The sequence below is a fragment of the Xanthomonas euroxanthea genome (assembly GCF_900476395.1).
Lineage (GTDB): Bacteria > Pseudomonadota > Gammaproteobacteria > Xanthomonadales > Xanthomonadaceae > Xanthomonas > Xanthomonas euroxanthea.
Window position 1 is genome coordinate 1309757 of the sequence record NZ_UIHB01000001.1, and the last position, 12276, is coordinate 1322032.

General features: G+C 66.1%; 12 protein-coding genes. 9 read left to right on the forward strand and 3 right to left on the reverse strand.

The window, feature by feature from the left end:
• Positions 1-152 precede the first annotated feature (152 nt).
• Positions 153-710 (reverse strand): ferritin-like domain-containing protein, encoded by a 558-nt coding sequence (locus CPBF1521_RS05815; protein ID WP_104582348.1) that lies wholly within the window; start codon positions 708-710, stop codon positions 153-155.
• A gap of 43 nt (positions 711-753) precedes the next feature.
• Entirely contained in the window at positions 754-1236 is a 483-nt protein-coding gene (locus tag CPBF1521_RS05820; protein WP_104582349.1) for a peroxiredoxin, read from the reverse strand.
• Positions 1237-1398: 162 nt separating this feature from the next.
• Here CPBF1521_RS05820 and CPBF1521_RS05825 point away from each other — a divergent pair, with 162 nt between their 5' ends.
• The 3 genes from CPBF1521_RS05825 to pilH all read left to right on the forward strand — a co-directional run bounded on the left by CPBF1521_RS05825 (position 1399) and on the right by pilH (position 3673).
• Entirely contained in the window at positions 1399-1875 is a 477-nt protein-coding gene (locus tag CPBF1521_RS05825) for an Hsp20/alpha crystallin family protein (protein ID WP_104582350.1), read from the forward strand.
• Between the two features lie 140 nt (positions 1876-2015).
• Positions 2016-2906 carry a DnaJ C-terminal domain-containing protein gene (locus CPBF1521_RS05830; protein WP_115676307.1) on the forward strand — a complete coding sequence of 297 codons (891 nt, stop codon included), beginning with the start codon at positions 2016-2018 and terminating at the stop codon, positions 2904-2906.
• 380 nt (positions 2907-3286) lie between these two features.
• Positions 3287-3673 (forward strand): twitching motility response regulator PilH, encoded by a 387-nt coding sequence (gene pilH / locus CPBF1521_RS05835; RefSeq protein ID WP_115676308.1) that lies wholly within the window; start codon positions 3287-3289, stop codon positions 3671-3673.
• Here pilH and CPBF1521_RS05840 read toward each other — a convergent pair.
• The gene (locus tag CPBF1521_RS05840) at positions 3642-4028 is read right to left on the reverse strand and encodes a hypothetical protein (protein ID WP_147295419.1); all 387 of its coding nucleotides are present in this window, start codon (positions 4026-4028) and stop codon (positions 3642-3644) included. The two genes, pilH and CPBF1521_RS05840, sit on opposite strands and share 32 nt — an antisense overlap.
• A gap of 233 nt (positions 4029-4261) precedes the next feature.
• Between CPBF1521_RS05840 and hflK the strand changes: the two genes are divergently transcribed.
• The 6 genes from hflK to CPBF1521_RS05870 all read left to right on the forward strand — a co-directional run bounded on the left by hflK (position 4262) and on the right by CPBF1521_RS05870 (position 12222).
• Complete coding sequence (gene hflK / locus CPBF1521_RS05845) at positions 4262-5401, forward strand: FtsH protease activity modulator HflK (protein WP_115676309.1); 1140 nt, start codon at positions 4262-4264, stop codon at positions 5399-5401.
• On the forward strand, positions 5401-6264 hold the full coding sequence (gene hflC, locus CPBF1521_RS05850) for a protease modulator HflC (RefSeq protein ID WP_039523939.1): 864 nt from the start codon (positions 5401-5403) through the stop codon (positions 6262-6264). Before hflK ends, hflC begins: the two co-directional genes overlap by 1 nt.
• Before the next feature lie 431 nt (positions 6265-6695).
• Entirely contained in the window at positions 6696-7160 is a 465-nt protein-coding gene (locus tag CPBF1521_RS05855; RefSeq protein ID WP_115676310.1) for an REP-associated tyrosine transposase, read from the forward strand.
• Between the two features lie 328 nt (positions 7161-7488).
• Positions 7489-7674 (forward strand): DUF2065 domain-containing protein, encoded by a 186-nt coding sequence (locus CPBF1521_RS05860; protein WP_039407247.1) that lies wholly within the window; start codon positions 7489-7491, stop codon positions 7672-7674.
• A gap of 417 nt (positions 7675-8091) precedes the next feature.
• Positions 8092-9384 carry an adenylosuccinate synthase gene (locus CPBF1521_RS05865; RefSeq protein WP_024938603.1) on the forward strand — a complete coding sequence of 431 codons (1293 nt, stop codon included), beginning with the start codon at positions 8092-8094 and terminating at the stop codon, positions 9382-9384.
• A 174-nt stretch (positions 9385-9558) separates the two neighbouring features.
• Positions 9559-12222, forward strand: coding sequence for a M1 family metallopeptidase (locus CPBF1521_RS05870; RefSeq protein ID WP_115676311.1), 2664 nt, complete (start codon positions 9559-9561; stop codon positions 12220-12222).
• Positions 12223-12276 lie beyond the last annotated feature (54 nt).

A 12276-nucleotide genomic window follows, 5' to 3' on the forward strand; every position in this document is an offset into this window, starting at 1 on the left:
GGGCGCTCTCGGCGCCCTGTCTGTTGCATCATCGAGTCGACTTCGACTTCGACTTCGACTTCGACTTCAACTTGTCTTCGATGTCGTTGTCGATGCGACGCCACCATCGATCGCAACGCATCGCTACGTTGCAATCACGCGGCTCGCTCAACTCACTCGCCGATCCAGCCTTCCAGCAGGTCCGCAAACTCGTCGGCATGCTCTTCTTCCTGGGCCAGGATGCTTTCCAGGATGCGCTTGGTGGTGGTGTCCTTGTCGCCGATGAAATCGATCATCTCGCGATAGCTGTCGATGGCGATGCGTTCGGCGATCAGGTTCTCCCTGACCATGTCGCGCAGGTCGGTGCCTTCCTTGTATTCGGCATGCGAGCGCTTGGTCAGCGTGTCCGGGTTGAGGTCCGGTTCACCGCCCAGTTGCACGATGCGCTCGGCAAGCTTGTGCGCGTGTTCCTGTTCCTGCTGCGCATGCTCCAGGAACTCGCCCTTGACCGCGTCGGCAAGCATGCCCTTGGCCATGAAGTAGTGGCGGTAGTAGCGCAGGGTGCACACGTATTCGGTGGCCAGTGCGGTGTTGAGCAGGTCGATCACCGCCTCGCGGTCGGCGTGGTAGCTCTCGGTGATGGCACCGTCTTCGATGCTCTGGCGTGCGCGGTTGCGCAAGGTGGCGGTATCGGTAATGCCGGGGAGTTGCTTGGCTGGCTGGGTAGACATGGCTGGCCGGTTTCCTTCTGAGTGGACGGGGGGAATCAATGCATCAATCGGGCAGGTGCTGCAGCACGTAATCGGCGGCAGACACCTTGAATTCGCCGGGTTCTTCGACAAACAAGGCCTTGACCACGGCATCGTCGGCATACAACGCGTAGCGGCGCGAGCGCAGGCCCATGCCCGAGCCGCTGGCGTCGATCTCCAGGCCCAGCGCGCGGGCCAGTTCGGCGTTGCCGTCGGGCAACAGGTGCAGGCCGTCGGGAATCAGCTGGCTGCGGCCCCAGGCCTGCATCACGAACGGGTCGTTGACCGCGGTGCACAGCACCTCGATGCCGCGTTTACGGAATTCATCGAAGTGCTCCACATAGCCGGGCAGGTGCTTGGCCGAGCAGGTCGGGGTGAAGGCGCCCGGTACCGCGAACAGCAGCACCTTGCGCCCCGCGAACAGGCTGTGGGTGTCGACCGCCTCGATGCCCTCGCGCAGGCGCTTGAGCACGACTTCGGGAATGCGGTCACCAACGTGGATGGTCATGGGGCGGGCTCCTGTGGCTGAACGAATTCTAGAAAGGGGCAGGGGAAAAGCGCGTCAACGCGCTTGAAATCCGCAGCCGCACGCCTATTTGACGCACATGGCCGGCGCAACGTGCGCACGCCGCGGCAGCCGGCCCCTCACCCAACCTTTTGGAGGCTCGCAATGAACATCGTTCGTTATCCCCAGTGGCCCACCCACGCGCTGCAAAACGAGATCAAGCACGTGTTCGACCGTTTCTTCGAGCACAACGGCGACACCGACGAATCGGCGGTGGTGACCGCGCAGTGGGTGCCACGCGTGGACATCAAGGAAGAGCCCAACCACTTCGTGCTGTATGCCGACCTGCCGGGCATCGACCCCAGCCAGATCGAGGTGCAGATGGACAAGGGCATCCTGTCGATCAAGGGCGAGCGCAACAGCGAGTCCAGCACCGAGACCGAGCGTTTCTCGCGCATCGAGCGCCGTTACGGCAGCTTCCATCGCCGCTTCGCGCTGCCCGACAGTGCCGACCCCGACGGCATCACCGCCGCCGGCCATAACGGCGTGCTGGAAATCCGCATCCCCAAGCGCCCGGCGGCCACCCCGCGCCGCATCCAGGTCGGCACCGGCCAGGACACCAGCGGCGGCACCGTGCAGTAAGGCCGCAAAACCTGGAGCGAAGCGGCCTGCTTCGCTTCCCGGCGGCAACCGCACCGTAGAATAGGTGCGGTTGCCCGCCCGGCTGCGATATGACTGGCTCGTGGCCTCGGCTGCGGGCCGTTTTTTTCAGAGGTGATTAGATGGAATTCAAGGATTACTACGCAACGCTGGGCGTGGAGCCCAGCGCAGGCGATGCGGAAATCAAGACCGCCTACCGCCGGCTCGCGCGCAAGTACCACCCCGACGTCAGCAAGGAAGCCGGCGCCGAAGACAAATTCAAGGCCATCAACGAAGCCTACGAGGCGCTGCGCGACCCGGCCAAGCGCAAGGCGTACGACCAGCTCAAGGCACAGGGCTTCCGCCCGGGCGACGAGTTCCAGGCCCCGCCCAGCTACGGCGGCGGGCAGGGCTACGACTTCGAGGAAGTGTTCGGCAACGGCGGCGCCGGTGGCGGCTTCAGCGATTTCTTCGAAAGCCTGTTTGCCGGCCAGCGCGGCGGCCGGCCGCGCGGCCCGGGGGCTGGTGCCGGCGCAGGGCCGCAGGCGCGCGGCGATACCCGCGCCAAGCTGGCGGTGCCGTTGGAAGCGGTGTACGCGGGCGACAGCGTGCGCATCACCATCAACGGCAAGCAGCTGGACGTGCGCGTGCCCAAGGGCGTGCAGCCTGGCCAGGTGATCCGCCTGAGCGGGCAGGGCAATGGCGGCGGCAACCTGCTGCTGGAGATCGAATACGCCGCGCACCCGCAGTTCGAGGTGGACGGGCGCAACATCCTGTACACCTTGCAGGTCATGCCCTGGCAGGCGGCACTGGGCACCACGATCAGCGTGCCGACCCTGGGCGGGGCGGTGGAATTGAAGGTGCCGGCCGACTCCGACGCCGGCCGCAAGCTGCGCCTGCGCGGCCGCGGCCTGCCGGGCGCCACCCCGGGCGACCAGATCGTGGAGCTGGAGATCCTGGCCCCGGCCCCCACCGACGATGCGCAGAAGAAGGCCTACCGCAACCTGGCCAAGGCGTTCGGCGAATCGGTGTAGGCGGCGTGGGGTGACGCGGGAAATGGGTGAGGGTTCGGCAGGCAGGTGGTGCGCCATTGAACGTCGATCTGCGCGGTTGAATTGCCGCCGTCCCCTCATCCGGCGCTGTCTTCTCCTGATGGGAGAAGGGACCCGTCGTCCCCCTCGTATCGATGAGGGATTGAGGGCAGGGCAGCATGCACGTAATACGTGGGCGAGTGGCCTGCTGCGACGTTGTTGCATCCAGCTGCGCCCTGCCCAACGTAGTACGCATTGGCTGGGGCAATCGCGCCGCGCCACCGGATCACGCCTCGTAACGGCATCGCCGGGCGCACCGTCTGGCCCAGCTACCGCAAGCGCGGCCGGCGCACTACACTCGCCGCGCACACTAGGGGAAACACATGGCACGCATTCTGATCGTCGACGACTCGCCGTCGCAGCTGCTGGGGATTCAGCGCATCGTCGAGAAGCTGGGGCACGAGACCATCACTGCAACCGATGGTGCCGCCGGCGTGGAAGCGGCCAAGTCGTCACTCCCGGATCTGGTGCTGATGGATGTGGTGATGCCCAACCTCAACGGCTTCCAGGCCACCCGCACGCTCAAGCGCGAGCCGACCACCCAGCACATCCCGGTGATCCTGGTGACCACCAAGGACCAGGACACCGATCGCATGTGGGGCATGCGCCAGGGAGCACGCGCCTACATCACCAAGCCGTTCTCCGAAGACGAGTTGCTGGAAGTGATGGAGCGCGTGTTCAACCAGAAAGACGAACCGCCGATGGCGTGAGTGCGGCGGCGAGGGTGGGAGCAGGGTTGGCGGAGGCGTTCCGGACTGCGTTGTGCCAGCGCAGCATCGCCCCAGCCGCATGCCCCTCAGCGCTGATGCCAACGTCAGCCGCGCCGCCAGTGCCGTTTGGACACCGATGCTCGCCTGCCATTGGCGGCATCCTGCGCCGCAACCCGGGGTCGGCAAAGCGCAGCGATTGCTTGGCCTGACCGCGACCCTGGGCTATCCAGCCAGGCCAGACGCCGGATCGGTCGACTGACAATGGCCACGCGTCAGCGAGCAGCACGATGTCGTCGGCGTCATCGTGCAGCGCATCGCAGGCCGGGTCTGCGTCCAGTCTCGGCGTGATCACCATTGGCCAACTCCAGAACGCGCGCCCGGTGCTTGCCCCCAGATCGCGCTGACACCGTGTCCTTCCCCGTCTGCGAACCCGGCCATCGGCTCGATTCACCCCAGCGGCTAAACCGGGACGCACCAATTGGGGCCTTTCAAAACGGTCGGTCTGCCCCATCTAGTAGAATCAGCGAATCAAACAACACGGCGGCACTGCGGGACTGGCCCGCACAGCCCCTCGATCATGGAGCGTGCATGGCCTGGAACACACCCGGCAACAAGGGCGGAGACGGCCCGGACCCCAACCGTCGCAGGTCCTGGGGCCCGCGCGGTGGTGGCAACGGTGGTGGCTGGGGCAATCTGCCCGCCCCGTTGAAAGAGCTGTTCGATGGTGGCGTGGGGCGCTGGATCCTGGTCGCGGTGGTGCTGATGGTGCTGTTCTCCAGCTTCCAGCTCATCGGCGAACAGCAGCGCGGCGTGGTGCTGCGCTTCGGCCAGTTCTCGCGCATCCTGCAGCCCGGCCCGAACTTCAAGCTGCCCTGGCCGGTCGAGTCGGTGCGCAAGGTCAACGCCACCGAGATCAAGACCTTCAGCAACCAGGTGCCGGTGCTGACCCGCGACGAGAACATCGTCAACGTCTCGCTCAACGTGCAGTACCAGATCAGCGACCCGCGCAAGTACCTGTTCGGGTCGCGCAATGCCGATCTGGTGCTGGAGCAGGCCGCGCAGAGTGCCGTGCGTGAGCAGGTCGGCCGTTCCGACCTCAATACCGTGCTCAACAACCGCGGCCCGCTGGCCATTGCCTCCAAGGATCGCCTGCAGGCGGCACTGGACGCCTACAACACCGGCCTGGCCGTCACCGGCGTGACCCTGCCCGACGCCCGCCCGCCGGAAGAAGTGAAGCCGGCCTTCGACGAGGTCAACGGTGCCCAGCAGGTGCGCGAGCGCCTGATCAACGAAGCCCAGGCCTACGCCGCCAAGGTGGTGCCCGAGGCACGCGGCCAGGGTGCGCGTACCCGCACCGGCGCCGAAGGCTACAAGCAGGCGGTGATCTCCAAGGCCGAGGGCGACGCCGATCGCTTCACGCTGTTGCAGGAGCAGTACGCCAACGCCCCAGAGGTCACGCGCAAGCGCCTGTGGCTGGAAACCGTGCAGAAGGTGCTGTCGGAGAACCGCAAGGTGATCGGCAGCGATGGCCGCCAGGTCATCTACGTGCCGTTGCCGGCCGACGCCGGCAAGTCCGCCAGCAACAGCGGCACTACGGGCAACAGCGGCATGCCGTCGATGGTGCCGCAGGATGTGCTGTTGAATCCGCCGCAAACCAGCGGCGGCAGCGAGGGCATCCGCAATCCGGAGCGCGGCCCGCGCCCGACCGGCCGTGAGGGAACCGAATAATGAAGAATTCGCTAGTCATCGGCCTGATCGTCGCCGTGTTGCTGACCCTGATGGGCTCGGTGTTCGTGGTGCGCGAGGACCAGACCGCCATGGTGCTCAACCTGGGCCGTGTGGTGCGTGCCGACCTCAAGCCCGGCCTGCACTTCAAGATCCCGGTGGTGGAATCGGTGCGCGTGTTCGATCGCCGCTTCCAGGTGCTGGACACCGCCCCGGCGCGCTACTTCACCGCCGAGCAGAAAGACGTCAGCGTGGACTTCTTCGCCATCGGCTACATCTCCGACGTGCGGGCGTTCTATCGCGCCACCGGTGGTGAGGAGTCGGTCGCCAATTCGCGCCTGGCCCCGATCATCACCGACTCGCTGCGCAACCAGATCAACTCGCGCACCCTGCAGCAGCTGGTCTCCGGCGACCGCAGCGAATTGATCGCCAACCAGCTCAAGGGCATCAACGGCGCCATCAAGGGCTTAGGGATGCAGATCACCGACCTGCGCATCAAGCAGATCGACCTGCCGACCGACAGCCAGGTGATCACCGACGTCTACGAGCGCATGCGCGCCCAGCGCAAGCAGGAAGCCAGCAAGCTGCGTGCCGAAGGCGAAGAGCAGGCCCTGACCATCCGCGCCCAGGCCGACCGCGAGTCCACCGTGATCGTGGCCGACGCCGAGCGCGATGCGCAGAAGCTGCGCGGCGAAGGCGATGCCGACGCCGCCCGCATCTACGGCCAGGCCGGTGCCAAGGATCCGTCGTTCTACGCGTTCTATCGCAGCCTGGAGGCATACCGCGGCTCCATGACCGATGGCAACGGCGTGGTGGTGCTGGACAAGAACGACCCGTTCCTGCAATACCTCAAGAGCGATCGTTGATCGCTGGCTGATCGCCATGCCTTGAAACGACAACGCCCGCCTAACGCGGGCGTTGTCGTATGTGCCTCTCACTGCCGGGCAGACAGACGCGCGCCCAACCGTAGGAGCGCACCCGGGCGCGACTGCTTTACCGGGAATGCCCGTCGCGCCCAGGTGCGCTCCTACGCGTGGCGCGCGTGGGCCGATGGATCGGGCAGATGGCGTTTCGTGGACTGCGATGGTGGTGGGTATGTCCGGAGTCCGCAGCTGCCTGGCGCGCCTTCCCCGTCGGGTTGGCCAGACTCGACCCGGTAGGAGCGCACCCGGGCGCGACGGGCCTTGCCGGCGGACCCCGCTGATTGCCTCTGACAGTCAGCCGCCACATGGATCCCTAGCGCAGAACGCGGCAACTGCCGATATCTCGCGCGGTCCAAGGCCGTCAGCATCGTGCCATGGCCAACATCGACACTCCCGGGCATCGCGCGCTGCGCCATGGCAGGCAGTCTTCGCCCAACAGCGCTTACCTGCTGACCACCACGACATGGCAGCGTCGCCCTGTGTTCGCAGATGTTCTGCTGGCCGCAGCGGCCTGCCGCGCGTTCACCGCGGCAACGCCCTCCGACGCCAGGCTGCTGGCCTGGGTATTGATGCCGGATCATGTGCATTGGTTATTGCAGCTTGGAAGCACCACCGGGTTGGCCAACGCCGTCTCATGCATGAAAGCGTGTGCAGCGCGCGCGGTGAACGATCAGCGCCAGCATCACGCACCGGTCTGGAGCCGCAGCTACCACGACCACGCGTTGCGCAAGGACGAGGACCTGCACGCAGCCGCGCGCTACCTCATCGCCAATCCCCTCCGTGCCGGGCTGGTCAGCCGCGTGGGCGATTACCCGTTCTGGGACGCAATCTGGCTTTGAGAGGTGATTAATGCGCATCCAAACCCCGGCATCCTCGTAGGAGCGCACCCGGGCGCGACTGCTTTACCGGCAATGCCCGTCGCGCCCAGGTGCGCTCCTACGAGGTGTGGTGTGTCCGGGTGTCGTTCCGGTGTCTTCGTGGATCGAATGATCGTGCGTCGGCGATCTGCAGATCTCGCGAGGCACGCCACCTCGCCGCGTAGGAGCGCACCCGGGCGCGACTGCTTTACCGGCAATGCCCGTCGCGCCCGGGTGCGCTCCTACGGTGTGGCGTGGCAGGCTGCCGAACCGGGCACACTGCAGCTCCCACGTTGTCCCGGTGTTGCTGATGCACGAGTTCCTGTCCGCGTTATGCCTGATCGCCGTCATCGAAGGCCTGCTGCTGTTCGCCGCGCCCGCCGCCTGGAAGCGGATGGTCGAGCAGCTGTTCAGCCTGCCCACGGCCCAACTGCGTGCCATCGGCGGTGTGACCCTGGTGCTGGGCGCGATCGCGCTGTGGATCGTGCGTCACTGAGTGGGTGGTCCATTCCGACCGCAACGGGCAGCGTAGGAGCGCACCTGGGCGCGACAGGCGTTACCGGTGAAGCAGTCGCGCCCGGGTGCGCTCCTACGACCCGCGATGGGGGCTTGGGATTGCCAGGGACCGGCAGCGCCCGGAGCACCGCGCAACCGATGGCCAGCCGCAATCCGACCAGCTCCCCGATCCGCCGTTCGCCGGGGGTAGTGCACGTCACCGGAAACCCGGATAATGCACAAAAGCCGGCCGGGCACGCTCACACAGGGCACCTCGTTCGGCTTTTTCCGTGTCAGGGCTTTACGCGCCGCTGCAAGGCTCCCCGATGGAGCCGCGCGCCAGGCGACGCCGCCAGCCGTGAACCGGTCCCATCCCGCGGCCCCGATGGCCGCAGCAAAACTCAGGAGTTCACCCGTCATGGGTCAGTCAGTTGTCGTGCTCGGTGCCCAGTGGGGCGATGAAGGCAAAGGCAAGATCGTCGATCTGCTCACCGAAGAGATCGGTGCGGTGGTCCGCTTCCAGGGTGGCCACAACGCCGGCCACACGCTCGTCATCAATGGCAAGAAGACCGTCTTGCACCTGATTCCGTCCGGCATCCTGCGCGACGACGCGCTGTGCCTGATCGGCAACGGCGTGGTGATCTCCCCGGCCGCGCTGATCAAGGAGATCAGCGAGCTCGAAGGCGCCGGCGTGGAAGTGCGCTCGCGCCTGAAGATCTCCCCGGCTGCGCCGCTGATCATGCCGTACCACATCGCCCTGGACCAGGCGCGCGAGAAGGCCGCCGGCGGCAAGGCCATCGGCACCACCGGCCGCGGTATCGGCCCGGCGTACGAAGACAAGGTCGCCCGTCGCGGTATCCGCATCGCCGACCTGCACTACCCGCCGCAGCTGGAAGAGCTGCTGCGCACCGCGCTGGATTACCACAACTTCGTGCTGACCAAGTACCTGGGCGTGGAAGCGGTGGACTTCCAGAAGACCTTCGACGAGGCACTGGCCTTTGGCGATTACGTGCAGCCGATGAAGTCGGACGTGGCCGGCATCCTGCACGACCTGCGCAAGCAGGGCAAACGCGTACTGTTCGAAGGCGCGCAGGGCGCGCTGCTGGACATCGACCACGGCACCTATCCGTACGTCACCAGCTCCAACACCACCGTCGGCGGCGCACTGGCCGGTACCGGCGTGGGCGCTGACGCCATCGACTACGTGCTGGGCATCGCCAAGGCCTATGCCACGCGCGTGGGCGGCGGCCCGTTCCCGACCGAGCTGGACGACGAAGTGGGCCAGGGCATCCGCGACCGCGGCGCCGAGTACGGCGCCTCCACCGGCCGCCCGCGTCGCTGCGGCTGGATGGACATCGTCGCGCTCAAGCGTGCGGTGGCCATCAACGGCATCTCCGGCCTGTGCATCACCAAGCTCGACGTGCTCGATGGCATGGAAAAGCTCAAGGTCTGCATCGCTTACGAATACCGCGGCAAGCGCACCGAATACGCCCCGCTGGACGCGCAGGGCTGGGAAGAGTGCACCCCGGTGTACCTAGAGTTCCCGGGCTGGACCGAGAACACCCATGGCATCACCGAGTGGGACAAGCTGCCGGTGGCCGCACGTGCCTACCTGCGCGCGCTGGAAGAACTGGCCGGCTGCCCGATCAGCATCGTCTCCACCGGCCCGGATCGCGACCACACGATGGTGCTGCAGGACCCGTTCGCCTGATCGGCTGACGCCTATCGCGGCAGCGTCCAACGGCCCGGCTTGTCCGGGCCGTTGGCGTTTGAGGATTACTGAGATTTGGCATGACTTTTGGCGGTGCCTGCGTGCCCGGTTCCGGCGGATCATCCGCGGTCTGGCGCCGTTGCGTGCCCACTTCGTCCCCATCGAGAATCTCCCATGCGTCTTCCCCTGGTGACCGCCATCGCACTGGCCCTGGTCGGTACAAGCCCGGCTGTCTCCGCCTTCGCAGCTGCGCCGGTGCCGCCGAGCGCCGAGGCTTCGTCCATCACCACCCAGTTGCCGCGCACAGCCAAGCCCACGCACTACGCAGTGGAGATCACTCCGCATGCTGACAAGATGCGCTTCGACGGCAAGGTCGCCATCGATATCAGTGTGCTGCAGCCCACCGACCAGATCGTGTTGCAAGCGGCCAGCTTGAGCTTCGCGCGCGGCACGCTCACGCAAAAAGGCGGCAAGCCGCAATCGGCCAAGATCAGCACCGATGCCGAGGCGCAGACCGCCACGTTCGCGTTCGGCAAGTCGCTGGCAGCGGGCGAGTACGTGCTGTCCATCGATTACAGCGGCGTGATCAACACGCAGGCCAATGGCTTGTTCGCGCTGGATTACACCACCGCGCAAGGTGCGCGCCGCGCGTTGTTCACCCAGTTCGAAAACTCCGATGCGCGCCGCTTCATTCCTTCCTGGGACGAGCCCAACTTCAAGGCCACTTTCGACCTGGCGATCAATGCGCCGGCCGGGCAGATGGCGGTGAGCAACATGCCGGTGGTCTCGTCGCGGCCGGGCGCAAACGGGCGCACCCGCATCGCGTTCCAGACCTCGCCCAAGATGTCCACGTACCTGCTGTTCGTCAGCGTGGGCGATTTCGAGCGCGCCACCGTCACCGCCGACAATGGCACCGAGATCGGTGTCATCGCGCAGAAGGGCAAGGTGGGTCAAGCGCAATTCGCGCTGGAATCCGGCCGCGATGTGTTGCACGAGTACAACGCCTACTTCGGCATCCCATACCCGCTGCCCAAGCTGGACAACATCGCCGCGCCCGGGCGCAGCCAGTTCTTCAGCGCCATGGAAAACTGGGGCGCGATCTTCACGTTCGAATACTCGTTGTTGCTGGATCCGGCGGTGGCCAACATCGATACCAAGCAAGGCGTGTTCACCGTCGCCGCGCACGAGATCGCGCACCAGTGGTTTGGCAATCTGGTGACCATGGCGTGGTGGGATGACCTGTGGCTCAACGAAGGCTTCGCCAACTGGATGGAAGCGCGCACCACGGCAAAACTGCATCCGGAATGGGACATCGACAAGACCGGTCCGGCCAAGAAGAGCCGCCTGGCCATGTGGCGCGATGCGTATGTGACCACCCACCCGGTGGTGCAGCACGTGGCCACCGTGGAGCAGGCCAGCCAGGCCTTCGACGCCATCACCTACGCCAAGGGGGAGGCAGTGATTGCCATGCTGGAAGACTATGTCGGCTCGGATCACTGGCGTGACGGCGTGCGCAGTTACATCAAGCAGCATCAGTACGGCAATGCGGTGACCGACCAGTTGTGGCAGCAGATCGACGCCGTGGCCCCGGGCAAGCAATTCACCCAGGTGGCACACGATTTCACCCTGCAGCCGGGCGTGCCGTTGATCAAGGCCAGCACCCGCTGCGTGGGTGGCCAGACCACGGTGACGCTGGAGCAGGGCGAGTTGACGCTGGACCGCCCCGACAAGCAGCCGTTGCGCTGGCATGTGCCGGTGGTCGTGCGCAGCGGCGACGCCAAGCCGGTACGTGTGCTGGTAGACGGCACCGCCCAGGTGCAGGTGCCGAGCTGCGACGCACCGGTGGTGGTCAACGCCGGGCAAAAAGGCTACTTCCGCACCTTGTATGCGCCCGCACAGTTCAAGGCGCTGATCAGCAGGTTTGGCGCGCTGCCGGTGGTGGATCAATTGGGCGTGTTGAACGACACCGACGCACTGGCCGACGCGGGCATGCAGACAGAGGCCGATGTCTTGGATCTCACCGCACAGGTGGCAGTCGGCGCATCGCCCGACGTCTGGGACATGGTGGCCGGCATCTACGATGGTGTGGATGGCAGCTTCGAGCATGACCCGGCAGGGCGCGCCGCGTGGCGTGCCTATGCAGTGCCGCGCCTGTCGGCCGAATTCGCAACGCTGGGTTGGGACAACCGCGATGGCGACTCGGCGCAGATCCAGCAGTTGCGTACCCGCCTGATCGCCAGCCTCAGCGACATGGGCGATGCCGCCGTGATCGCCGAGGCGCGCAGGCGCTTTGCCGCTTTCCAGGCCACTCCCGCATCGCTGTCGCCGGAGCTGCGTGACAGCGTGCTGGGCGCGGTTGCGCGCAATGCCGACACCGCCACCTGGGACGCCCTGCATGCCTTGGCCAAGCAGGAAACCTCGGCGATGGTGCGCGACGCCTATTACGATTTCCTCTCCATGCCCATCGACGAGGCGCTGGCCAAGCGCGCGCTGGCACTGGCGTTGACACCAGAGCCGGGCGCCACCACCGGCGCAAGCATGATCGACCGGGTCGCCTCCCAGCATCCGGAGCTTGCCTTCGATTTCGCCGTGGCGCATCGCACGCAGGTGGACACACTGGTGGACTCCACCTCGCGCGCCCGCTACTACCCCGGCCTGGGCATCGACTCGGCCGAGCTTGCCACCGCCGACCGGATCAAGGCCTATGCCGAGCAGTACATCGCGCCGACCTCGCGGCAGGCCGCAGACAACGCCATCAACACGATCCAGACGCGGGTGAAGCTGCGGGCGGCCTCGCTGCCGCAGATCAAGGCGTGGTTGAAGGCACGCAAGCGCTGAGCGTTGCGGCCATCGCAGCACAGGAAACAGCCCGGCCTTGCCGGGCTTTTCTTT

What these genes read in the sequence shown, in the direction of transcription:
- pilH (WP_115676308.1), top strand. Translation starts at nt 3,287, where the DNA reads ATGGCACGCATTCTGATCGTCGACGACTCGCCGTCGCAGCTGCTGGGG.
- CPBF1521_RS05820 (WP_104582349.1), bottom strand. Translation starts at nt 1,236, where the DNA reads ATGACCATCCACGTTGGTGACCGCATTCCCGAAGTCGTGCTCAAGCGC.
- hflK (WP_115676309.1), top strand. Translation starts at nt 4,262, where the DNA reads ATGGCCTGGAACACACCCGGCAACAAGGGCGGAGACGGCCCGGACCCC.
- CPBF1521_RS05865 (WP_024938603.1), top strand. Translation starts at nt 8,092, where the DNA reads ATGGGTCAGTCAGTTGTCGTGCTCGGTGCCCAGTGGGGCGATGAAGGC.
- hflC (WP_039523939.1), top strand. Translation starts at nt 5,401, where the DNA reads ATGAAGAATTCGCTAGTCATCGGCCTGATCGTCGCCGTGTTGCTGACC.
- CPBF1521_RS05860 (WP_039407247.1), top strand. Translation starts at nt 7,489, where the DNA reads ATGCACGAGTTCCTGTCCGCGTTATGCCTGATCGCCGTCATCGAAGGC.
- CPBF1521_RS05855 (WP_115676310.1), top strand. Translation starts at nt 6,696, where the DNA reads ATGGCCAACATCGACACTCCCGGGCATCGCGCGCTGCGCCATGGCAGG.
- CPBF1521_RS05830 (WP_115676307.1), top strand. Translation starts at nt 2,016, where the DNA reads ATGGAATTCAAGGATTACTACGCAACGCTGGGCGTGGAGCCCAGCGCA.
- CPBF1521_RS05825 (WP_104582350.1), top strand. Translation starts at nt 1,399, where the DNA reads ATGAACATCGTTCGTTATCCCCAGTGGCCCACCCACGCGCTGCAAAAC.
- CPBF1521_RS05815 (WP_104582348.1), bottom strand. Translation starts at nt 710, where the DNA reads ATGTCTACCCAGCCAGCCAAGCAACTCCCCGGCATTACCGATACCGCC.
- CPBF1521_RS05840 (WP_147295419.1), bottom strand. Translation starts at nt 4,028, where the DNA reads ATGGTGATCACGCCGAGACTGGACGCAGACCCGGCCTGCGATGCGCTG.
- CPBF1521_RS05870 (WP_115676311.1), top strand. Translation starts at nt 9,559, where the DNA reads ATGCGTCTTCCCCTGGTGACCGCCATCGCACTGGCCCTGGTCGGTACA.